Genomic DNA, 21,926 nt, shown 5'->3' with positions numbered 1-21,926 from the left:
TTCTGTGTACCTTGCCTGTGCGGAAGCATCGAATATGCGTAGCTGAGCCAAAGGGACGGCACAGAATCCGCCAGTAGTGTTGTAAACACCTCTTGAAGGTGCGAGTGATGATCGTAGAAGTTCCCGTTGGATATTGCCCAACGGGAACTTCTCTTTAAGCCCTTTTGGCTTCGCTGTACTCTTCGATCGAGCTGTTGAAGCGATTCAGGTACTTGGCGAACTGCTCGATTTCCGCGCAGCTCCAATCCCCCAGGATCTGCTCCAGCGAAGCAATCGACTGCGCACGGGAATCCGACAGCCGCTCGGCGCCCAGCGCGGTCAGGCAGATCTTGCGGGCGACATTTCCCTGGGGATCGGCAATGCGTTCCAGGTATCCGTCCTTGATGGCCGCGGTCACCTGGCGCTGCAGGGTTGAATTATCCAGGCACAGGGCATGGCTCAATTCACCAGCCGGAGTTGCTGGCTAACCAGAAGCATCCTGCCCGATGCATGGCCTACGCGCAGTGCATGCTTATCGCATCCACAGACTGCCGCTCTAGAGTTGTAAGTACCTCATGAAGGTGCGAGTGATGACGCGGAAACTGGCACTGTCGGTCTTGCGACAGTGCCAGTTCCTGTATCCAAAACCATTCGCCTGCTTCCAGCAATTTTCGAAACCGCGAACTGCAGGCGGGTCATGGAAACTATTTCCGTCTACCGACGGCACAGTTTTCTCCAAATCTGCAGTCAGCGCTCAGCACCGGCATAGCTTCGCCTCCTATATTGGTAAATACCTCATGAAGGTGCGAGTGATGATCGAGAAATCCCGGCGAAGCAATTCGCCGGGATTTCGAATTTAAGCTTCCTGTTCGCCTCGTGTAGCGCAGATCTCCGACATCTCCGGGCGCAGGCATCCCCCGGTGCGATAACGTAGACGGGTTCCCACTTTCCTTCCCTGGGACACCTGACGAAACGGAGCCCCGGTGAGTACCGCGACCGCTGAATTGACGCCCCTGCAACGGCAGTCGGTGCTGCGCACCCTCAAGTCCCCGCGGCTGCTGAAAACCGAACTGCTCGCCGGCCTGGTCGTTTCCCTGGCACTGATCCCCGAGGTCATCGCGTTCACCGTGATCGCCGGGGTGGACCCGCGCGTAGGCATCTTCGCCTCCTTCACCATGTCGGTGGTCATCGCGATCACCGGCGGGCGCCCGGCGATGATTTCCGCCGCCGCCGGTGCGGTGGCACTGGTGGTCGCCCCGCTGGTGCGCACCCACGGAGTGGAATACCTCTTCGCGGCGGTGGTGCTGGCCGGCATCATCCAGGTCACGCTGGCTGTGCTGGGCGTGGCCAAGCTGCTGCGCTTCATTCCGCGCCAGGTGATGATCGGTTTCGTCAATGGCCTGGCCATCTCGATTTTCTGGGCGCAGATGCCCGAGCTGCGCAATGTCCCGTGGATGGTCTACCCGCTGGTGATCCTCGGCGTCGCCATCGTCTGCTACTTCCCGAAGATCACCAAGGCGGTCCCGGCGCCGCTGATCGCCATCGTGGTGCTCACCGCGATCACCATCTTCGCGAAGGTCTCCGTGCCCACCGTGGGTGACAAGGGGGAACTGCCCGACTCGCTGCCGGTCTTCCACCTGCCCGGCGTGCCGCTGAACCTGGAGACGCTGCAGATCATCGCGCCCTATGCGATCGCGGTGGCTTTCGTCGGCCTGCTCGAATCCCTGCTGACCGCCAAGCTGGTCGATGACATCACCGACACCCCGTCGAGCAAGACCCGCGAGTCCTGGGCGCAGGGCACCGCGAATATCGTCACCGGGTTCTTCGGCGGGATCTGCGGCTGCGCGATGATCGGCCAGACCATGGTGGGAGTGAAGGTCTCCGGCGGGCGCACCCGGATCTCCACGGCCTTCGCCGGCATCTTCATGCTGCTGCTGGCCGTGCTGCTCGGCGACATCGTCGCCCGGATTCCGATGGCCGCGCTGGTCGCGGTGATGATCGTGGTTTCGGCCACCACCTTCAACTGGCATTCCATTCGCCCGAGCACGCTGAAGATGATGCCCAAGAGCGAAACTTTCGTCATGGCCATCACCGTGGCGCTCACCGTGATCACCAGCAACCTCGCCATCGGCGTGGGCGCGGGCATCCTTGCTGCCATGGTGCTCTTCGCCAACCGCGTAGCGCATATGGTCACCGTGGACCGCAGCGCTACCGAAGATTCGGCCGTGTACAAGGTCAACGGCGAGCTGTTCTTCGCTTCCTCCAATGACCTGTACATGCAGTTCGACTACGCGCAGGATCCCGAGAAGGTCATCATCGACATGTCAGATTCGCATCTCTGGGATGCCTCGACCGTCGCCGCATTGGACTCGATCCGCACCAAATACGAGCACTACGGGAAGAGTGTGGAAATCCAGGGCCTGAACGAGGCCAGCCAGAAAATGCAGGACCGGTTAGGCGGCAAGCTCGGCTAGGGCCTGGACTCAGCTTTCCCCTGCGGACTTGCCGCGTTCGGCAGCACGCTGGCGCTTGGAGGCGTACATGTCCCGGTCGGCGCGCAGGATCATGGTGCTCAAGTTGTCATCGGCTCGGGCCTGTGCCGTTCCGAAGCTCCAGGCCAGCTTGGATGACCCTTCAATGCGCTCCATCAAGAGCTGCGCCTGGCCCTGGGTCGTATTGGGGAACACCAGCACGAATTCGTCTCCGCCCAATCGGCAGACCAGGTCTCCGGCACGGATCGAGCTGCGCAGATGCCGCACCAGCTCCTTCAGCGCACGGTCCCCCGCGTCATGGCCATCTTGGTCGTTGATCTCCTTGAATCCGTCCATGTCCAGCAGCGCCACAGCCAGCGGCCTGCGGTGCTTCCGCGACGCGAGCAAGGCGGGCTCGCCACGCGCCGACAGCCCGACGCGGTTCAAGGCGCCGGTCAGCGCATCAACCTGGGTTTGCTGGCGGAATCGGCGCTTGACGTAGTGGCCGACGAACATCCCAATGACTGTGAAGAAGACCAGGCTCAGCACGTTCAACGGACCGCTTTGGTGCTCGGTGCCTACGGCAGGGCCGAAGAACACCGAGTAGGGAATGGTGAAAGCCATGACCGGATAGATGGTCCACCGGGTGACCGCCGGCGGAAAGAGCCAGGACATATAGAGCGCGATGAGCGGAAATTCCTGGAGCCTGAAGACGATCTGCTCATGGTTGACCGAGAACCCCACGAAGACGACAAAGGCCGACAACTCGGCCAGGGCCCCGAGATAGGCAATCCACAGTGGAAAACGGTCAAGCAGCATCCACACGGTGATCACCATGGCCAAGGTCCCGGCAACCCTTGCCACCGCCAGCTTCTGGATGAGCGGAGAACTGAAATCATTGCCCAGGTTGACCAGATAGAACACCAGCAGGAATGCCGCCACCATCCCGGTGACAGCAACTTCCAGTCGCTCGATCCTGCGGAGCCTGGCTGGCAGCAGCCGGCTCCACCAGATTCCGTCATCGTTGGCCCGCCGGTTCCTTGTCCTGGGCATGCTGCTCCCGCTTCCTTGTGAATTCATCAGTACCGCGTATCCCTGGCCAGCTTCAGGGTAATATCACCTTCGTACCCAACAGCCTAACCAGCATCATGTTGCCAATCCGCATCGCCAGCCTAGGTGGACCATGAAGTTCGCATTCCAGCCCCTGATCAACCTGCGCTCCGACGCGTTGCTGGGCTTCGAGGCGCTGGCACGATTCAGCGACGGACGCCGGCCAGATGAGCACTTCGCCGAAGCCCGGGCCGAAGGCAATCTGCTGGCGCTGGAGCTGCGCGCCCTGGAGGGCATCGTCCACGCCGCCGAAGGGCTGCCCGACGGGCTGCTGCTCACCATGAATGCCTCAGGCCCTGCAATCAAGGCCTTCGCGCGCACTGCCCCGGAACTTGATCGCCGGCTGGACTGGGGGCTGGAACTGCACGAGCTGTCCGCACCGGAAGTTTGCGATGCGGCCCGGATCAATGCCGAAGAGCTCGGCTGCCTGCTGCTCGTTGACGATGCAGGCATCGGCTACGCGACAAGGGAGCGCATCCTGTGCTTGAAACCGCACATCGTGAAGCTGGACCGTTCGCTGTTCATCCACTACCTGGCATCGGCCGAGGCCCGCGAGCATGTGGACATCCTGCTGGCGGCCGCCCGCGAGATCAACGCCAAGACGCTGGTCGAGGGGGTCGAAACCGCCGAGCATCTTCAGCTCGCCCGCAGGCTGGACTTCGACTATGCGCAAGGCTTCTATTTCAGCCCCGGCATCGAGCTGGCGGACCTCCCCGCGGCGATGCATGAGCTACACGGACGCCTCGGGATCGATATTCCTGGTTTCTGAGCGGCGTTCGCGTCCCCGTGCGCTGCGGATCCGGATCACCGGCAGCAGCTTGGCCAAGCCCAGGACCAGATAGAGCACGGTGTTGATCGCGACGAACGAGGCGAGCACGGCGAACCAATCGCTGAGCAGCACGCTTTCGGGGAGAATGATTCCCCGCGGGATCTGGACGATGAGATTCATCATGAGATGTTTTCCTTCCGTGCGGCACCTGCGTGGTCGACATGCTTCCAATCCGCGCTGCGGGCAAAGGCGATATCCCCGACGCCCTTGAGGAATGCGAGATCAAGGAAGGCGTCGTAGACCAGCTCGGGAATCACCAGCGCGGCGACGATCCTCGCTCTCCAGCCGCCGTGCCAGACCGTGACCACGCGTTCGACAGCAAAGAGCGCGCCCAGCAGCATCCAGAACGGGAACCACACCCAGGTGTCCATGGAGATCAGCATGATGATCATCAGCGCGAAATAGCTGAACAGCGCGATCACGCCATAGCCGATGCCGATCTGCTGCGCCCAGTACCGGGAGGTCTGCGCGGTGACTCCGTACGCGCCCAGGTTCTCCAAGGCGCCACGCTGCCAGCGCAGCCGCTGCGCCCACAGCATCTTCCAGTTGGGCATCAGCTCGGTGACCACCGTGCAGTCCTGCGGCGACGTGGTCAGCGCGCCGAGGGTTTTCAGCGCGATGGTCAGCTCATTGTCTTCGGTCAAGGCCGCCGTGTCATAGACCTCGCCGGGGGTTCCCGGAAGCACGCTGCCGCGCGCAGCCGCCACCTCGCGCAGGGCCGAGGCGCGGAATACCGAGGCCGTGCCGGTGAGCACGAAGACCCGGCCGTCGCGGCGCGAGATTTCGCGTTGGTAGCGGGTGTATTCGTTGCGCTGGAATTGGCCGATCAGCCCGTGGCCTTCTTCGCCGTGGAACAACCCGCCCACCGCCATCAGCGCGCGGTCCCAGGTGAAGCGGTCCCTGGCGGTTGCCAAGAAGTCCGCGCCGATCTGGCTGTCGGCATCCATCACCATGACGCAGTCGTTATCGCCCATCCCGGGCAGGATGGCGTGCAGCGCCTGGTTCAGCGCCCCGCCCTTCTTGTGCTTGTTGTCCACCGATTCGAACACCTCGACCCCACGCTCGCCGGCGACCTGCACGGTCCGGTCGGTGCAGTTATCGGCAACCACGATGATCCGCGATGGCTTGAAGCTCTGCTCCTCCAGGGCCTTCAGGGTGTACGGCAGGGAGGCTTCTTCATTGTGCGCCGGAATCAGCACGGTCACGGTGACCGGTCCTGCGTAGACGCCTCGGGTGCGGGCCATCACCGCCTTGGGCGCCAGCGGCCGGCTCGATTTATCGATCGGCGTCCGGCGATAACGCCAGGTGACCAGACGCTCGCCCAGGACCACCAGCAGTACTAGGATCACCGCGGCGGCAACGGAGAAAACTAGGATCGACAAATCGGGCAGTTCGGAGCTGTAGAAGGTTGTCCAGAGCCTTCCGATGTGGACCTCGATCGGGTTCCACATGCCCACCGGGCGATCGGCGATGCTCAGCGCCCACACCAGCAGCGAGGCCGCGACAACCACGACCACGATCACAGCGATGCCCACTAGGCGGCTGAAATGCTTCTGCACGTACGCACCCCGTTCACGTAAGGATTTTCCTTGTCGCCTCCGAGGTTAGCCCACGGAAGCCACTTGGAAAACTAGCATGCAGGAAATTCCCGGACGCAGTATTTATGCTGAAGCTCACCTCCACCCAAAGCATCGCTGTGGCTTGATGCCCCGGCTGGCAGCAAGCGGCTACAGTTCAAGCCGTTTCGCCGCGTCCTCGCGCAACTGGTTCTTGCGGATCTTCCCGGTGACGGTGGTCGGGAAATCCTGCAGGATCTGCACGTAGGCGGGGATCTTGTAGTGCGCCAGATGCCCGGTGCAATACTCGCGGATCGCCGCCGCATCCAGCGGCTCGCGTCCTGCCTTCATGCGGATGCAGGCGCAGATCGCCTCGCCGTACTTCTGATCGGGCACCCCGATCACCTGCACGTCCTCGATGTCCGGATGCTTGTAGAGGAATTCCTCGATCTCCGCCGGGTAGATGTTCTCCCCGCCGCGGATCACCATGTCCTTGATGCGCCCGACGATCGTGCAGTAGCCGTCCTCGCGCATCACCGCCAGATCCCCGGTGTGCATCCAGCCTTCGTCGTCGATGGCTGCACGGGTCTTCTCCTCGTCATTCCAGTAGCCGAGCATCACCGAGTAGCCTCGGGTGCAGTATTCACCGGTTTCCCCGCGTTCCAGGGTTTCGCCGCTGGCCGGATCCACCACCTTGATTTCCACATGCGGGTGCACCCGGCCGATGGTGGAGGTGCGGCGCTCGAGATCGTCGTTGCCGCGGGTCTGGCAGGACACCGGAGAAGTCTCGGTCATGCCGTAGGCGATGGAGACCGCGCTCATCCCCATGTCATCGACGCAGCGGCGCATCACCTCGACCGGGCAGATGGAACCGGCCATGATGCCGGTGCGCAGCGAGGAGAGATCGTGGTCCTTGAAGCTGGGATGGTTCTGCATCGCGATGAACATCGTGGGCACCCCGTACAACCCGGTGCACTTCTCCTCGGCCACCACCCGCAGCGTGGTTTCGGCGTCGAAGCCCGGGGCCGGGATGACGATCGTGGTGCCCCGGCTGGTGCAGCCCAGGTTGCCCATGACCATGCCGAAGCAGTGGTAGAACGGGACCGGGATGCACAGCCGGTCATGCTCGTCCAGGTCGATCATGCCGGTGACCTGGTAGCCGTTGTTCAGGATGTTGCGGTGGCTGAGCACCGCGCCCTTCGGGTAGCCGGTGGTGCCCGAGGTGTACTGGATGTTGATCGGGTCCTCCGGCTTGGTGGCAGCCAGGCACCGGGACAGTTCCTCGTCGCTGATGCGCTCGCCTTCGGCCAGCAGTTGCTCGAAGTCCGCGGTGTCCACGTAGATAACGCGTTCAAGTTCAGGGGTGTCGGCGCGCGTCGCGTCCACCATCGCACGGTAGTTGCTGGTCTTGAATTCGGAGACCGCCAGCAGCAGGCGCACCCCCGAATGGTTGACCGCGTAGGCGTACTCATGGGTGCGGTAGGCAGGATTGACATTGACCAGGATGACGCCGATTTTCGCGGTGGCGTACTGCGCGAAAACCCATTCGGCGCAGTTCGGCGCCCAGATGCCCACCCGGTCCCCCGCCTGCAGGCCGGCGGCCAGCAGGCCCTTGGCCAGGCGGTTAATGTGCGCGTCCAGCTCGCTCCAGCTCCAACGCCGCCCCGTGGAAGCTTCGACCAGTGCCTCTGCCGGGCCGAAGCGGGCCGCCGTGCGTTCGAAGTTGGCTCCGATCGTCTCTTCGATCAGCTGCGGCTCGCTCTCGCCCTGGGCATAAGCCTTCATCTGCGTACCCCTTCATGGATCGCCTCGTCGGAATCTTCGCGGGCACAAAACCTGTGCCCAGCGTCACATTCACACCCTAGCCGCACCCTTTCCCGCTGCCAAGCACCGGCGCGACCTGCACTTTCAAGACTGAAGCCGCGCCCTGAGATCGGAGGACAGCTCGGTGAGGTACGGCAGGTTTTTCAGTCCCTGCAGTTGCATTGATACCCTGCTCCACCAGCAGGAGCGCATACTCGTGCTAGGAACGGCGTTCGCCCAGGTCTTCAATTCGCCCTCGTTGGGCAACAAAGCGCCCTCTAGATGCCCGAGCAGCTCTTGCTCGCTGAGCTGTCCGGCTCCGTTGAGGCTGATGGCGCATCCCCGGTCCCAGCGGATCGATACCCGGGTGCCATCGTCGAACTCGGCGAACTCGTCGACTTCAACGCCAACCTAGTCCCGGCTACCGGTCGACGACCAAGCGCCCCTGGGCGTGCACCTGGCGCCGACCGCGACAAGAACACCGTTGCTCCCGTTCCGCTTTACCCATGTTGCTGTCCGCGGCGCGACGCCGGCAGGACCATAAGCCATCTCTTCCATACCCCTCCCTGCCAGTGCGGCAATCCCATTCATACTTGATCAACACGATGCAGCCGGCTCCGTACCAGATTCCGACCGACGGCGCCTGCGGCCAGCTGATCACCGCCGCCGGTTGGCACGCTTGGCGCCCAGCCCACCTGCACCTGAAGGTTTCGGCACCGGGCCACGAGCTGCTCACCGCCCAGCTGTACTTCCCGGGCGACGCGCACAACGACGATGACATCGCCACCGCGGTGAAGCCGGAACTGATGCTCGACGTGCAGCCAGCCGAATCCGGCAACGGCAAGCAGGTCACCTACGACTTCGTGCTCGACCCAGTCAAGTAAGCCCCAGCGCGGCCAGGCAAGCGGAAGGCCTCGGCAGGAATGTTCCTGCCGAGGCCTTCCGTGCATTCGAACGGCTCCGGGCGTTGCCGCTGCCCTGGATCAGCCAGCCGCCTTTTTCACCAGCTCGCGGATCCTGTCTTCCGTTGCAGCATCCAGCGAGGTGATGGTCCACGCGACTGGATGCATGTGCGCGCCGTCCTCGTAGGCGGGATTCACCACCTCGCCAAAACCGAAGGCAACGAAGTCCTTGTCAGGCTTGATGTAGCAGACATCCTTGCCGTCCCGGACATAAAAGGGAAGTCCCCAGCGGACGATCGGCTCCAGCGACGGCGCGCTTTCCAGGATGATGGCATGCAGCCGCTCGGCAATCTCGCGATAAGGTGCTGGAGCCGCACTGAGCTTGGCCAGGACAGCGGCGTCGCCCTTCTTGGTGAAGATCATTTCTAGTCCCCTTATAGACAATTGGCGCTGCATGGCAGCGTTTGGTGATGTCGCTCGCGCGATCGCTGCGCTTTCCCGATCGGCACATAATGCACTTTACCGATTCGGGGCCTCTGCTTCACGGTCTTCTGCAATGCAATACCGGCACCCGACGCACGAGCTGCTAGTGATGCCAAGTATTTCGCTTGCACGCTGTTAGGCTACCGGCATGCGCAAGCTTCTAGCCACCTCCGGTGCCGCCGTCATCGCGGCCTACGCGGTTTACGGCGCACTGCTCATGAACAATTGGGCAGTGGTCGCAGCCAGTGGAATCCCCCTGGATGAGACCATCGTGCAGATGGCCGCCATGGACCAGGATTACGATTCGCTCGGAGGTTGGGTCTTCGCAGCAATCGGAATTGCCCTCGCCATCTCCTGGCTCGTTTCCGTCATCGCGTCCGGTCGCAAGTTGCCCGCTTGGGCCGCTATTGGGACATGGAGCCTGATCGTTGCTCTCGGCGCACCGGCCTATTTCTTCGCCTCCTTCGCCAACATGAACTCCGTGGGCGATACCTTTGCCGATTGGAACGCCGGCGCCGCTGCTGATCTGGAAGAGCCCCTATACATCGCCAGCATCCTCGCCCTGGCCTTGCTGGCTGCCATGGGAGTCCTTGGCCTCCGCGCGGCTTTGACTCGCCCGCCACGCCCTCTGGCTCAAGCAAGCAGATAAAACCACAGCCACTGCCCCATTCCCGGTACTGGGGATTTTCACCGGTATTCACGCGGATATCTATTCGCATAAACTTTCGTTGATCAGGGCGTTGAGTTCGCCCTGCTTGTTGCGCGAGATGATGATTGGCTGGCGGCCGATGTTGGTGGTGTAGTAGTCGCCGATGTTCGGGATCTGGGGTTCGTGGGCCAGGTACACCCAGTTGCCTTCCCAGATGTGCTTCATTTCCAGCTCGAAGATCCCTTTGTCGGTGAAGATATTTCGATTGGCGCGGAGCTCTCCGGTTTCCGGGCTGTCAACCAGGGCGTTATCCAGCAGGCTGGATACCTCGTTCAGGGTCTCGGTCATGGCGTGGTGTCTCCGTCCATTCAATGCTCGTCAAAAGGGGAAAACCGCTGCAGCCGGTTTGCATGGATTCAACCTTGGCAGAAAGTGCCCGCGGTCACACTCGGGCTATGCCTAAGCTTGGGCTAGGCATCTGACTACTATGTTTTCGATCGTCTGAGTCAACACCTGTTGCCTATCAATGCATCGGCGTATTCTTTGATACGAGCACCAGCCCACTTTTTGCAAAGCAGGCTCCCCATGCGCGATGAAGGACCCACGGATCATCCGCTGGCCGGCAGCGGCAACCCCGAGGTTCCGCCGCAGGGCCAGCGCTCATTCATGCACATTCTGGTGAATACCGCCGTTGCGAACCTCACCACCAGCTACCTGTGGTTCGCGTTGACCTTCTGGGTGTACCTGGAAACCGAGAACGTCATGGCCACCGGCATCATCGGCGGCGCGTTCATGCTGCTAATCTCCCTGTTCTCCATGGTTTTCGGGACCATCGTGGACAACCACCGCAAGAAATCGGTCTTCGTCTTCTCCGCGCTCATCACCGCGGTGGCCTTCAGCCTGGCCGGACTGATCTACCTCGTGCTGCCCACCGAAGACATCCTTGACATCGGCGGGTGGCAGTTCTGGATCTTCTGCCTGGTCATCCTGTTCGGCGCAATCGTCGAGCAGATGCGCGGCATCGCCCTGTCCACGACCGTCACCCTGCTGATCCCGGTCGAGCGCCACGCGAATGCCAACGGGCTGGTGGGCACGGTGCAGGGCATCGCCTTCATCGTCACCAGCGTGTTCTCAGGGCTGTCCATCGGGCTGCTGGGGATGGGGTGGACGCTGGCCATCGCCATCATGCTGGTGGTGATCACGATGCTGCACCTGCTGGGCATCTCCATCCCGGAGGAGGAGCCGGAAAAGGAGGAGGGGCGCACCAAGACCAGCGACCTGCGCCTGGGCTTCACCACGGTAATGGCCATTCCGGGACTGTTCGCCCTGATCATCTTCTCGATGTTCAACAACTTCATCGGCGGCACCTATATGGCGCTGATGGACCCCTACGGGCTGACCATCATGCCGGTCGAGGCCTGGGGCATCGCCTTCGGGCTGGCGTCCACCGGCTTCATCGTCGGAGGCCTGGCCATCGCCAAGTTCGGCTTGGGGGCCAACCCGATCCGCACCATGCTCCTGCTGGTGGCCGTCATGGGATTCCTCGGCGCGATCTTCACCATCCGCGAGTGGACCTGGCTGTATGTGCTGGGCATCTGGTTCTACATGATGCTGATTCCCGCGGTGGAAGCCTCGGAGCAAACGGTGATCCAGAAGGTGGTCGCCTTCCGCCGCCAGGGCCGGGTATTCGGCTTCGCCCAGATGCTCGAAGCTGCGGCGGCCCCGATTACCGCCTTCCTGATCGCGCCAATAGCCCAGTACCTGGTCATCCCGTTCATGCGTTCGCCCGAGGGCGATGCCCAGTTCGGCTGGCTGGTGGGGCAAGGCGAGGCGCGTGGCATCGCCTTGATCTTCCTGGCCGGCGGGCTGATCATGATTGTGGTGGCGCTGCTGGCCATGGGCACCGGCCAGTATCGCAAGCTGTCGGCAATTTTCCAGGCAGAATCGCCTGCTGCACCCGAGGAGGCATCACTTGCCAACAAGTCAGAAGACCCTTCCAACTGACGCCAGCGTTGAGGAGTTCATCGAGGCGGCAACCCCGGACAAGCGCCGGATTGACGGCCATGAGCTGGACCGCATCTTCCGCGAAGCCACCGGCGAGCAGCCGGTGATGTGGGGCCCGAGCATGATCGGCTACGGAAGCTATACCTATATCTCCCCTGCCAATGCGCGCACCACCGGCATCTGGCCCAAGACTGGCTTCTCGCCGCGCAAGGCCCAGCTGTCGCTCTATGGCCTGAAGGATCTGCCCGAAGGGGCCGAGCTGCTGCCGCAGCTGGGCAAGTACACCGAAGGAGCCGGCTGCGTGTACGTGAAGAAGCTGGAGGATATCAACCTGGACGTGCTGCGCAAGCTGATCGGCATTGCCGCCTCGCGGCAGGACGACCAAGCGCAATAGCGCGCAGATGTGGCGCTATCTGGCCAGTCGAGCTTTGCTCAAGCGCCTGAGGGCGACGCAGGAACCTGCGACTGCCCCCATCACAATCACTGCTGCGCCGGCGATGAGCGAGACGGCCATCGGCAGCTGCGGGCTGGCGGATTCGGGGAAGGCATCAAAGAGCAGAAGCGTCCAGAAAAAGCCCGGAATCACACCGGCCGCCAAGGAAACGAGGCTCAGCAACAGCGCATGCAGCCAACGGTCGCTGGCGCTGCCCAGCCATGCCATGACGGCGGCTATGGCAAGCCAAGGAAGCATCGGGAAGGCCAAGGGGAACCAGAGGCCGGGCTCAGCCCACCAGGCAGCTCCGGCGATCAAGGGATCAACGATCATCAGCAACACCGCGAAGAGGATTCCGCTGACTGCTGCGAGCCACCTCATGGGCCTTTCGCTCGTCCTGGCCACGGCAGGTCCGCCTATCTGCAACTAGAGCATTTCTTCTTGCCTTGCTCGGCACCCGCAGGGCCATAGCGCTGCGGGTGCCTTGAGCTGCCTTGCTGTACTGCTTTATTCGGCTTCTTCGAAGAAGACCTCAACCTCGGTGATGCCGGCAGAGATGACCGGAACCAGGCGCTCGTCGATGCTGTAGTGCTCGCCATCCTTGGCAATCAGGCCGTAGTCGGCCAAGGAATCCATGGCCGTCCGAGCTTCTGGCAGCACCTCATCGTAAATCTTCGGGCCGCAGTTGCGGCGCAGGCCTTCCAGGTCCCCTTCGCGTCCGGTGGATGCGGTGACCAGCAGGTTGCGCAGCACCAGGTAATGGGCTTCATCGCGCAGGGTGACATCGAAGGTCGGGTTCAGGTGCGCCTGGACACAGCCGACAGCCATCTCGAAGAGCAACTGCGCGCTGCCCGCTTCCTCGCCGGCCACCAGCAGGTCGTAGGCGTCCGGGTCGGTGCGCAGCACCGAGCCGTCTGACTCCACGACTGACATGCGCCCGGCACTCCAGATGTAATTGAAAGCCAGTGGCGCTGGACCGCTAGGGTCGAAGGTTTCAGCATCCAGGCCAACGGCGTTGAGCACCTTGGCGCGCGGGGCTTGCGCCTCTGCGGAGAAGTCTTCCATGTCCACGCCCTCGGCCAGCGCCTCTGCATAGGCCTTGACCTGGGTGAACAGCTTGGTTCCGCGCAGCAATTCGCACAGTTCCGCATCGCCTTCGGCGAAGCCGTTGAGGGTGTCTTCCAGCATCTCGCGCAGGGCTTCGAGGTTTTCCGCTGGACCCTGCCAGAGCTTGCGGTCATCGACGAAGTTGAAGTACTCCAGCCAGGTGGTGAAGATCGGTTCTGGCGCCAATGATTCCGGCAGGTTGCCAAGGTGCATGGCCAGGGTCTCGCCGAAGACATCGACGTCCATGTCGAACAGGTTGGAGCTGCGGGCGTTGTCGGCGTACTCGCCGGCAATCTGGCCGATGAGGTCCGACTGCATGCCCGCTGCCTGTGACGCCTGTTCGGCAGTGAACACAGGGACCTGCTCCGCGACCCAAGCCGTGTAGTCGCCGCGAAGCGCGTCGACCTGCGCTTCAGCCTGGATCTTGAACACGCTGCGGCCGCGAGCTGCCGCCTTGGCAGGATTTCCTGCGCCCGAATTCTTCTTGCCTTGACGCTTCTTGCTGGCCATGAGCCGTCCCTTAATTCCGAAATTGGTCTCTGGTTAAAGCCTACGGTGCCCACCCGGAACCGGGCGAAAAGCGCGATGCGGCTCACCTGCTCAGAAACGCGTTCGGATACCCCGCCGATCTGTAGACCATTTGTCCTTCAACGTGCTCACTTGCTGTTTTCTTGTCCACTTTCATTGACCATTGGCGCTTGATCCGACAAGATAAACAGCAGAGACGAATGTAGCCTACGACACAATACTTCGAGTTCTGCAGGATATCTGCGGCGGGGTCCAATAATGAACTTGGATTTCCTAGTAGTTTCGGCGGCGAGCATAGCCTAGGTCCGTGGAACTCGGAATCATGGATGGCTTCCGGCACTCGGAGGTTCGGGCGGAAACTGCTGCGATAAGAGGAGAAAATGATGAAGATCGCGGTTCTGATCAAAGAAGTCCCGGATACCGGAGAAGACCGCCTGCTGGATCTGGAGACCGGCCTGGCTGATCGCGCCGCTTCAGAAGTGGTGCTCGATGAAATCGGCGAACGGACCTTGGAAGTCGCGTTGAAGCACGCTGACGCGAATCCTGGAACTGATATCACCGTGCTGACCATGGGGCCGGAATCGGTCCAGGCCACCTTGCGCAAGGCCTTGGCCATGGGCGCCGCCGACGCCGTGCACATCAACGATGAAGAGCTGCTCGGAGCCGATCTGGTGCTCACCGCGCAGGTGCTTGCGGCGGCTTTGCGCCGGGGCAATTACGACCTGATCCTCACCGGCAACATGTCCACCGACGGTTCGGCCGGCATGCTCCCGGTGATGCTGGCCGAGCTGCTTGATCTTCCAGCGGCGACGTCCCTGTCCTCGGTGGACATTGCCGACGGCGCGATCAGCGGCTTGCGCGAGCTCGATGGAGCCGCGGCCAAAGTCAGCGCTCCGCTGCCGGCGGTCGCTTCGATCACCGAAGCATTGCCCGATGCCCGCTTCCCGAATTTCAAGGGCATCATGGCAGCCAAGAAGAAGCCGATCGAATCCTTGTCCCTGGCGGACTTGGGCGTCGAGGCGCTGCCGGCCGATACCGCGCGTTCCATCATGGTTTCGGTGGCCCAGCGCCCGCCGCGCAACGCTGGGACCATCGTGACCGATGACGGCGAAGCCGGCAACGCCTTGGCCGAATTCCTCGTCAAGAACAACCTGGTGTGAGCGGAAAGAGAACCATGACTGATTTTGCTGCTGATTCAATTCTCGTTTTCCTCGAGACCACCACTGCCGGAACGCTGGCCAAGAACCACGCGGAGCTGCTCGGTGCAGCCTCCACCGTGGGCACCCCGGTCGCCTTGGTGACCGCCCCGGCAGGATCCGTTGAAACCCTGGCGGAACAAGCCAGCCAGGCTGGTGCCGCGCAAGTGCTCACCACAGTTGTCGAGTCGCCGGTGCTGACCGCGCCGATGGCTGACGCGCTGCAGCAGGCCTTCGCCGTAGTCCAGCCGCAAGCGGTGATCCTGGGGCATACCCTGACCTCGCGCGAAGTGGCAGCACGCTTCGCGGTGCGCAACCGCTTGGCGCTCAGCGTGGATGCCCTCGGCGTTTCGCGCGATGACCAGGGAATCATCGCAGCCCACTCGATCTACGGCGGCGCGTACTCGACCCACAGTGCCCCGACCTTCGGCGCTCCGGTGATTACCGTGCGCGTGGGCAGCATCGAAGAGCGCGCCCAAGCCCAGCCGGCGAGCGCCACCGCACTGGAGGTCGCCGCAAGCGGCAAGCCGGAGATCGAGGTCAAGGAACTGGAAACTGCCGAAACGGCATCGACCCGTCCCGAGCTGCGTTCCGCGGCTCGCGTGGTTTCCGGCGGTCGCGGCCTGGGCAGTGCGGAGCAGTTCGATCTGGTGCACCAGCTGGCCGATGCCCTGGGGGCAGCCGTGGGCGCTTCGCGCGCCGCGGTGGATGCCGGCTACGTCGAGCATGCCGCGCAGGTAGGACAGACCGGTGTTGCGGTCTCGCCCCAGCTGTATGTCGCGCTGGGCATCTCAGGAGCCATCCAGCATAAGGCAGGCATGCAGACTGCCAAGACCATCGTTGCCATCAACAAGGACGCCGATGCGCCGATCTTCGAGATCGCCGACTTCGGTGTGGTCGGCGATGTCTTCAAGGTCGTTCCGCAGTTGATTTCCGCGCTTGAAGCACGCAAGGCGTAATTGCCATGACTGCACCTGAGCAATCCATCCGGCAGGGCTTGCCCCGTGTTGCCGGAGGCGAGCCCTGGCCCCCGGCCGAGCTGTTCGCTTCCGTGGCAGCCATCGCTGACGCAACCGTTGCGGAGCCCACGAAGGCTGAGCCAGTTGCCGAGCCCGTTCTCGAACAGCCCGTCAGCTCACCTGCTCCCGCCGAACCAACGCCTGCCGAAACACCTGCTGTTGCCGCGGCCAGCGCTGCGTCCGAGCAGACTGTTGCCGGCCAGGCACCAGTAACTGGATCGTTGCGCCGAGGCCTGCCACGAGTTGCAGGCGGCGAGCCATGGCCTCCTGCAGGAATTCCTGTTGCAGCGAGCGCTCCTGCATCTGCGTCGCAGCCAAAGTCGGCGGCTGAGCCGGCTTCCGAGCCGGCAACCACGCCGGTCGCTGAACCGGCGAAGACATCACCGGTTGAAGCGGCGCCGGCAGCCAGCGAACCAGTTCCCCCGGCGAATGCGGCACCGGCCGCGGCGAATTCCAGTGCAGATGCACCGGCAGTTCGCCGCGGACTTCCGCGGACCGCTGGTGCAGAAGCCTGGCCGCCAAGTTCATTCGTGGCTGCACCCGTAGCCGCAGCGGCCCCGGCAGCATCTGCGGAACCTGCGGAACCTGCGGAACCTGCGGAACCTGCAGCCAGCGTCCCAGAAAACGTTGCTGTTGCCGCTCCGGTTGCGCCAGCTCCCGTTGCTGAAGACGCCCAGGCCGCACCGGCAGAACCGGTTGACCAGGCATCCAGTGCGAAGGCCGATCCCTCGGCCACGGCAGATGAAACGCCACCAGCCCCTGCGCGTACCCGCATGGGCATGCAGCAGTCTGCGGCTCCGGCGGCGCCAGCAGTGGCGGCAGAAAAGGCATCTTCCGCAAAACCTGCAATCACCCCGAAGCCCCAGGCCTCGGCAAAGAGCAAGAAGGAAGCGGTCAAGCATGGTCCGCTGACCACCAAGCAGTGGGTGCTCGCTGGAATCGTCGGCGCGTTCGCCGCATTGGGCCTGGCCACTGCCGCGGTGCTCATTGCCCGCGGCATTGCCGGAATCGATGGGGTCGAGTCCTTCATGGAACGCTACCCGGGCGAATACCATCTGCCGGAATCAGCACCCATCGGCTTCCCCGGCTGGCTGGCATGGAACCACTTCTTCAACTTCTTCCTCATGGTCCTGATCATCCGCTCGGGCATGCTGGTCAGGCATCAAAAGAAGCCGCCTGCCTATTGGTCGTCGAAGCGCAGCCCGAAGGTGAGTATCAACCTCTGGCTGCACCAGGGCCTTGATCTGCTGTGGCTGGTCAATGGCTTGGTGTTCCTCGTGCTGCTGTTCGCCACAGGCCACTGGATGCGCATTGTCCCGACATCGTGGGAGGTCTTCCCGAATGCGATCTCGGCGGCCTTGCAATACCTGACGCTGGATTGGCCTACCGAAAACGGCTGGGTGAACTACAACTCGCTGCAGCAGCTGGCCTACTTCACCACCGTGTTCATTGCCGCTCCGGTAGCGGCGATCACCGGTTACCGGATGAGCGCATTCTGGCCCAAGAACATGCCAGCACTGACCAAGAAGTACCCGATTGAGGTGGCCCGAGCCCTGCACTTCCCCACCATGCTGTACTTCGTGCTGTTCATCCTGGTGCACGTGATCCTGGTGTTCTCCACCGGGGCGCTGCGCAACCTGAACCACATGTATGCGGCCCAGGGGTCCACCGATCCCGCCGCGTACGCGGATAACTGGGCCGGGCTGCTCTACTTCGCGCTCTCGCTGCTCGTGATCGCCGGTGCGTGGCTGGCCTGCAGGCCAATGATCCTAGCCTCCATTGCCCGCCTCTTCGGCAAGGTCAGTGCAAGGTAGAAACAATAGTTCTTGCCTCTGGCGCAAAACTGATCGCGTACGGGGCCCATCGTCAGTAATGTCTTCAATAACGGCCTTACTGACGAATGGGGAACACCAAGGATGAGCCACCACCACGAACACCACACCACGCAACTCGACGGCGTCGCCTTCTGGGAAAACCACTACGGCCAATCCGAGCGGATCTGGTCAGGCAAGGTCAACCAGGTCATCGAGGAATTGGTTGCCCCGTTGGACGCCGGCAAATCGTTGGACATCGGCTGCGGCGAGGGCGGCGACGTGCTGTGGCTGGCAGCCAATGGCTGGAAGGCTACCGGTGTGGATATCTCGCCCACCGCCGTGAAACGCGCCGCGGAAGAAGCCGCCAAGCTTGGCCTGGATGCGGAACAGGCCCGCTTCATCGCCTCGGATCTGGCCGCGTGGAATACCGGGGAGACCTTTGATCTGGTGACCTTGAGCTTCTTCCAGGCACCTTTCGAATTCCCCCGCGCCGACTTCCTGCGCAAGGCGGCAGCGCTGGTCGCACCGGGCGGCCATCTGCTGGCACTGTCCCACGCCTCCATGCCTTCCTTCGCCGGCAAGCCCGATCACCCGATGCCCGCGTTCCCCAGCCCGGAAGAGGAACTGGCGGCCCTGGAGCTGGACCCTGAGCAGTGGGAAGTGCTGTGCGCAGAGATCCGCGAACGCAGCATCATGGCACCGGACGGCAATCCTGCAACCTTGGAAGACTCCGTCGTCTTCGTGCAGCGCATAGCGTGAGGAATAGGCTCTGGCCGTGAAGCCGGTTGGCGCACACTGTTGGATTGCTCAAGGCTTGCTGGAAATGGAGCCATTCAGGTTTTGAAGTCCGATGATCCTTGCTAGGTTGGCAATCCAACCAACGAAAGGGATGGATTCATGACCGAGAACAACCCTGAAGCACTGCTGAACAAGGCAGAAGCCGAAGAGCCCGATACCATTTCCGACCCTGCATTGAATGACGAAGTTGGCCAGGACTGGACCGATGAAGGCGGTGCGACTCCGCATGGGGCCGCGCTGGACGGCCGCCCGGAAATCTAGGACCGGCTGCGCAAGCAGCTAGTTCGACAAGCGCCCCTGCTTATTGACACCACGGAGGCCGGACTGCAACTTTGCAGCCCGGCCTCCGTGGCGTTTTCATGACTAGCCCGGCAGGCACGGCAGCGATCATTCGGCTGAGCTGCCACGAGTACCGCAACACGCAAATCTCGACAATGAACTACACCCGGATGCCTCGTTCACCCATGCCATCGAGAACGCAACGCCAGCGCGTGGGCGAATTGCCGAGCCGGACTGCCACGGGCATCTCGTCCGACGGATATTCCGTTGCTGGCGGGTTGGCTTCTTATCGCCTCTGGCTTGGATCAAGGCCTGCCCCACGTTCAAATGACGCGCACAGGCATGACCGCTAGACTCGGATGGGTTCTGAATTGAGAACCGGTTAATTCGCAATTCCGAGGGACAGAAATCGAGCAATGTCACCACGCACCCTATTCCGCATCGTTGCCCGGGCCGAGGCAGTCACCTGGACGCTGCTGATCATCGCCATGCTCCTGAAGTATGCCGTGAAGGTGGGCGATTGGCCCGTTTCGATTGCCGGATTCGTGCACGGTTTCGTCTTCCTCTCCTATGTCGCCACCGGCGTGCTGGTCGGCATCAACCAGCGCTGGAGCAAGCGATCCATCGTACTGGCCGCGGCCACCTCGGTGGTCCCCTACCTGACCATTCCTTATGAACGCCGCCTGGAAAAACAGGGACGGCTGGAAGGCGAATGGCGCACCACCAAGAGCGACCACCCCGACGATGACAAGTGGATCGACACGCTGTTCCGCTGGATGGTTGGCCGCCCAGTTCTGACTGCCGTGACCGCCGTCGTGATCGTCGCACTGATCTTCACCGTCATGCTGATCATGGGCCCTCCAGGCGGCCGCGCCTAGCACAGGCTCCTCAGGCAACGACGCTCCAGCGACAATGAAATTGATGGTGGAGGTCGAGGTCCTGGAGACCGTGTGCCGGCACATCAACGACCACATGGTGACCTTCTACGCCCGCGCACCGGGCGGCTGGGACATCGAGTACGGCACCGACGGCATGCTCGTGGACGAAAACTACTACACGTTTGAGGAGATCGCCGAGGAAAGCTCTTGCAGCTACTCGCACCAGGCAAACCGCCCTGCCCGATTCATGCAATTGAATCGAGCAGGGCGGTTTGGCGTGCCCCTGCAGTTCCTAGAACTCGAGCTCCAGGTGGGCGTTGATGTGTTCTTTGCTGAAATAGGCCGGATCGACTTCGTCTTCCTCATCGTGCCCGAAGCCGAGGAGCCACTCTGCCACTTCCTCGTATTCCGGGTCCGTCGGGTCCTGAAGAATTTCCAGCTTGGCTTCCCAGCCGCCGACCCCGCCGCTGTCCTCCATCGGGGCCATGCGCCGGCCGCCGGTGCAGCGTGGCAGCTGGCCGCCATCAGCATCCAGGATCTTCTCGACGTCAATGCGGATTTCCCAGCCGTCGCCGAAGTCGTACATGTAATCCAGGCGGTCTTTTTCCTTCTTCAGCAGCGAAGAAACCAGCGTTTCCGCTTCATTCTCCTCGTAGTCCATGTCGTCAATTTCTGGACCATATGAGGTTCCGCCGAAACCGCCCTCGTAGAAGATGTGCAGGTGCCCGTCATACCAGTCGAAGCTCGCCTGGATGATGTCGTGCAGGTCGCCGAGATTCAGGTCCATGGGCACGAGCACACGTCGCCAGATCGGCGGTTTGGCCTCCTTGAGGGTCAGCTTCAGCTGCAGCACCTTGCCGGTGTAGGGTTCCTCGCGCTTCAGGCGCTTCGGCTCGTCGCTCTCCGGTCCGAACAACGCGTCGAGCTCCGCATCGTCGAATTCATCTCCGTCATCGAGCAGGTCATTCTCAACGTCGGTAATCGCGAGCCGGACAATAGTCGGCACGGTGTAGGCTTCGCCCTCTTCGAGAAGGCCGAGCGAGCTCAGTTCTTGCATGTGCACGTGCGCTGTTTCCCAAACCTCTGGAGACCATTGTTCATCGCGCGGGGCATCCACGCGATGCGGGGAGCCGTCGATTCCCGCGACGATCCAGAAGGCGGCCAGCCCCCAGGCCTGGATGCTGGCTTCCTCCATGCCCTCAGGCTTTTTCATGAACAAGTCCAGGCAGGCTTGGATGAAGTAGAAATTCACCTCGAAAGCGTCGGCATCCTCATGCTTCATGATGTCTTCGTGCATCAGACCGCGTTCAGGCTTGCCCTTGTCGGGCAACTTGATGGCATTGACTGATTCCAGCGCTGTGAGCACTACCCCCAACACCACGGGCCGGCGCGATTCATCGACGCCCGCAGGCATGTGATCGGCGAGCGCTGTTGCAGCAGTTTCCAAGAATTCGCCGACCGGCATGCTGCCCCACAGCTTCTTGCCTTCGCCAAGGACCCAAGGCAAGGCAGCACGGGCCAGCTTGCTGATCGGCATGGCCGCAATCTCTGCCAGGGCAGCCTGCGAAGCTTCATCGGATGCCATGATCTCGTCAATTTCATCGTTGTCGCCGAATGGATCATGGGCTTCCAGTGCCTCCAGGAACCACTCCAGGCTTTCGTCTTCGCGCTCCCACAGGCCTGAATCGCGCAGGAACTCTGCGTAGTCCGACCAAGCCATGAAGATCATGGTTCCCAGTCCGTTGGCAGCAGCTTCGGGATCTTCGGCTTCTTCGAATTCAAGCATTGAACTGAGCACTGCAAGCAGTTTTGGCGGGTCGAAATCGGTCACCTTGTCCAGGCCGACAACTTCGGCATAGATGCCCAAGGTTTCACGCACCGTGGCAAGGAGCATCATCGTCATTTCGGGATCATCCCGGTATTTGGCGGCCCACTGCACGAACTGCCCGGTGAGCGCGTCCAGGCCTCGCCCGACCTTCACGCGGTCCATGGAGACGACGCCCGCTTGCAGGCGTGCCGGATGCCCCTGCTTGGGCTTCTGCTTCTTCTTTTTCTTCGCCATTGGACTGCTTTCCTGGTCGTTCGCCT

The 21,926-nt window shown here is 62.2% G+C and carries 21 protein-coding genes and 1 pseudogene; 12 read left to right on the top strand and 10 right to left on the bottom strand.

Annotated elements, in window-relative coordinates; genetic code table 11:
* Positions 1-154: 154 nt before the first annotated feature.
* Positions 155-442 carry a MarR family winged helix-turn-helix transcriptional regulator gene (locus ANI01nite_RS03175; protein WP_141355959.1) on the bottom strand — a complete coding sequence of 96 codons (288 nt, stop codon included), beginning with the start codon at positions 440-442 and terminating at the stop codon, positions 155-157.
* Between the two features lie 520 nt (positions 443-962).
* Between ANI01nite_RS03175 and ANI01nite_RS03170 the strand changes: the two genes are divergently transcribed.
* A complete protein-coding gene (locus ANI01nite_RS03170) occupies positions 963-2,453 on the top strand; it encodes a SulP family inorganic anion transporter (RefSeq protein WP_141355957.1) in 1,491 nt (496 codons plus the stop codon).
* Between the two features lie 9 nt (positions 2,454-2,462).
* Here ANI01nite_RS03170 and ANI01nite_RS03165 read toward each other — a convergent pair whose 3' ends face one another.
* The gene (locus ANI01nite_RS03165; RefSeq protein ID WP_170214553.1) at positions 2,463-3,503 is read right to left on the bottom strand and encodes a GGDEF domain-containing protein; all 1,041 of its coding nucleotides are present in this window, start codon (positions 3,501-3,503) and stop codon (positions 2,463-2,465) included.
* 130 nt (positions 3,504-3,633) lie between these two features.
* Here ANI01nite_RS03165 and ANI01nite_RS03160 point away from each other — a divergent pair, with 130 nt between their 5' ends.
* Complete coding sequence (locus ANI01nite_RS03160) at positions 3,634-4,329, top strand: EAL domain-containing protein (protein WP_141355953.1); 696 nt, start codon at positions 3,634-3,636, stop codon at positions 4,327-4,329.
* Here ANI01nite_RS03160 and ANI01nite_RS03155 read toward each other — a convergent pair.
* From ANI01nite_RS03155 to ANI01nite_RS03145, 3 genes are all read right to left on the bottom strand, one after another.
* Positions 4,291-4,512 carry a hypothetical protein gene (locus ANI01nite_RS03155; protein WP_223308829.1) on the bottom strand — a complete coding sequence of 74 codons (222 nt, stop codon included), beginning with the start codon at positions 4,510-4,512 and terminating at the stop codon, positions 4,291-4,293. The two genes, ANI01nite_RS03160 and ANI01nite_RS03155, sit on opposite strands and share 39 nt — an antisense overlap.
* On the bottom strand, positions 4,509-5,948 hold the full coding sequence (locus ANI01nite_RS03150) for a glycosyltransferase family 2 protein (RefSeq protein ID WP_255314369.1): 1,440 nt from the start codon (positions 5,946-5,948) through the stop codon (positions 4,509-4,511). Before ANI01nite_RS03150 ends, ANI01nite_RS03155 begins: the two co-directional genes overlap by 4 nt.
* A 168-nt stretch (positions 5,949-6,116) precedes the next feature.
* Positions 6,117-7,730, bottom strand: coding sequence for an AMP-binding protein (locus tag ANI01nite_RS03145; RefSeq protein ID WP_141355950.1), 1,614 nt, complete (start codon positions 7,728-7,730; stop codon positions 6,117-6,119).
* Positions 7,731-8,338: 608 nt separating this feature from the next.
* Here ANI01nite_RS03145 and ANI01nite_RS03140 point away from each other — a divergent pair.
* Positions 8,339-8,632, top strand: a pseudogene (locus tag ANI01nite_RS03140) (dioxygenase family protein); the annotation flags it as partial.
* A gap of 99 nt (positions 8,633-8,731) precedes the next feature.
* On the opposite strand, the gene ANI01nite_RS03135 reads toward ANI01nite_RS03140, so the two are convergent.
* Entirely contained in the window at positions 8,732-9,073 is a 342-nt protein-coding gene (locus tag ANI01nite_RS03135; RefSeq protein ID WP_254589239.1) for a DUF1801 domain-containing protein, read from the bottom strand.
* A 208-nt stretch (positions 9,074-9,281) separates the two neighbouring features.
* Here ANI01nite_RS03135 and ANI01nite_RS03130 point away from each other — a divergent pair, with 208 nt between their 5' ends.
* Positions 9,282-9,782, top strand: coding sequence for a hypothetical protein (locus ANI01nite_RS03130; protein WP_141355948.1), 501 nt, complete (start codon positions 9,282-9,284; stop codon positions 9,780-9,782).
* Positions 9,783-9,842: 60 nt separating this feature from the next.
* Here ANI01nite_RS03130 and ANI01nite_RS03125 read toward each other — a convergent pair whose 3' ends face one another.
* Positions 9,843-10,130, bottom strand: a complete 288-nt coding sequence (locus tag ANI01nite_RS03125; protein WP_218024299.1) for a Rieske (2Fe-2S) protein — start codon at positions 10,128-10,130, stop codon at positions 9,843-9,845.
* 237 nt (positions 10,131-10,367) lie between these two features.
* On the opposite strand from ANI01nite_RS03125, the gene ANI01nite_RS03120 reads away from it, so the two are divergent.
* Positions 10,368-11,786, top strand: a complete 1,419-nt coding sequence (locus tag ANI01nite_RS03120; protein ID WP_038992883.1) for an MFS transporter — start codon at positions 10,368-10,370, stop codon at positions 11,784-11,786.
* Positions 11,755-12,180, top strand: coding sequence for a DUF1801 domain-containing protein (locus ANI01nite_RS03115; RefSeq protein WP_038992882.1), 426 nt, complete (start codon positions 11,755-11,757; stop codon positions 12,178-12,180). Before ANI01nite_RS03120 ends, ANI01nite_RS03115 begins: the two co-directional genes overlap by 32 nt.
* Positions 12,181-12,195: 15 nt before the next feature.
* Here the strand turns inward: ANI01nite_RS03115 and ANI01nite_RS03110 are convergent, their stop codons facing one another.
* Entirely contained in the window at positions 12,196-12,600 is a 405-nt protein-coding gene (locus tag ANI01nite_RS03110) for a hypothetical protein (protein WP_141355946.1), read from the bottom strand.
* 126 nt (positions 12,601-12,726) lie between these two features.
* A complete protein-coding gene (locus ANI01nite_RS03105) occupies positions 12,727-13,836 on the bottom strand; it encodes a hypothetical protein (RefSeq protein WP_141355944.1) in 1,110 nt (369 codons plus the stop codon).
* A gap of 401 nt (positions 13,837-14,237) precedes the next feature.
* Here ANI01nite_RS03105 and ANI01nite_RS03100 point away from each other — a divergent pair, with 401 nt between their 5' ends.
* The 6 genes from ANI01nite_RS03100 (at position 14,238) to ANI01nite_RS03080 (ending at position 19,838) form a co-directional block, all read left to right on the top strand.
* The gene (locus ANI01nite_RS03100; protein WP_141355942.1) at positions 14,238-15,014 is read left to right on the top strand and encodes an electron transfer flavoprotein subunit beta/FixA family protein; all 777 of its coding nucleotides are present in this window, start codon (positions 14,238-14,240) and stop codon (positions 15,012-15,014) included.
* Positions 15,015-15,028: 14 nt separating this feature from the next.
* Positions 15,029-16,009, top strand: coding sequence for an electron transfer flavoprotein subunit alpha/FixB family protein (locus ANI01nite_RS03095; protein WP_141355940.1), 981 nt, complete (start codon positions 15,029-15,031; stop codon positions 16,007-16,009).
* 5 nt (positions 16,010-16,014) lie between these two features.
* On the top strand, positions 16,015-17,883 hold the full coding sequence (locus ANI01nite_RS03090) for a cytochrome b/b6 domain-containing protein (protein WP_141355938.1): 1,869 nt from the start codon (positions 16,015-16,017) through the stop codon (positions 17,881-17,883).
* Positions 17,884-17,985: 102 nt separating this feature from the next.
* The gene (locus ANI01nite_RS03085; RefSeq protein WP_141355936.1) at positions 17,986-18,642 is read left to right on the top strand and encodes a class I SAM-dependent methyltransferase; all 657 of its coding nucleotides are present in this window, start codon (positions 17,986-17,988) and stop codon (positions 18,640-18,642) included.
* Positions 18,643-18,780: 138 nt separating this feature from the next.
* A complete protein-coding gene (locus ANI01nite_RS16630) occupies positions 18,781-18,942 on the top strand; it encodes a hypothetical protein (protein WP_161567510.1) in 162 nt (53 codons plus the stop codon).
* 434 nt (positions 18,943-19,376) lie between these two features.
* Positions 19,377-19,838 carry a DUF3817 domain-containing protein gene (locus tag ANI01nite_RS03080; protein WP_141355934.1) on the top strand — a complete coding sequence of 154 codons (462 nt, stop codon included), beginning with the start codon at positions 19,377-19,379 and terminating at the stop codon, positions 19,836-19,838.
* Positions 19,839-20,130: 292 nt separating this feature from the next.
* Here the strand turns inward: ANI01nite_RS03080 and ANI01nite_RS03070 are convergent, their stop codons facing one another.
* Positions 20,131-21,900: a plasmid pRiA4b ORF-3 family protein gene (locus ANI01nite_RS03070; protein ID WP_141355932.1), complete on the bottom strand. Its 1,770-nt coding sequence runs from the start codon at positions 21,898-21,900 to the stop codon at positions 20,131-20,133.
* Positions 21,901-21,926: the final 26 nt, after the last annotated feature.

This window comes from Glutamicibacter nicotianae (genome assembly GCF_006539525.1).
Lineage (GTDB): Bacteria > Actinomycetota > Actinomycetes > Actinomycetales > Micrococcaceae > Glutamicibacter > Glutamicibacter nicotianae.
This window is presented reverse-complemented; position numbering and strand designations above follow the sequence as displayed.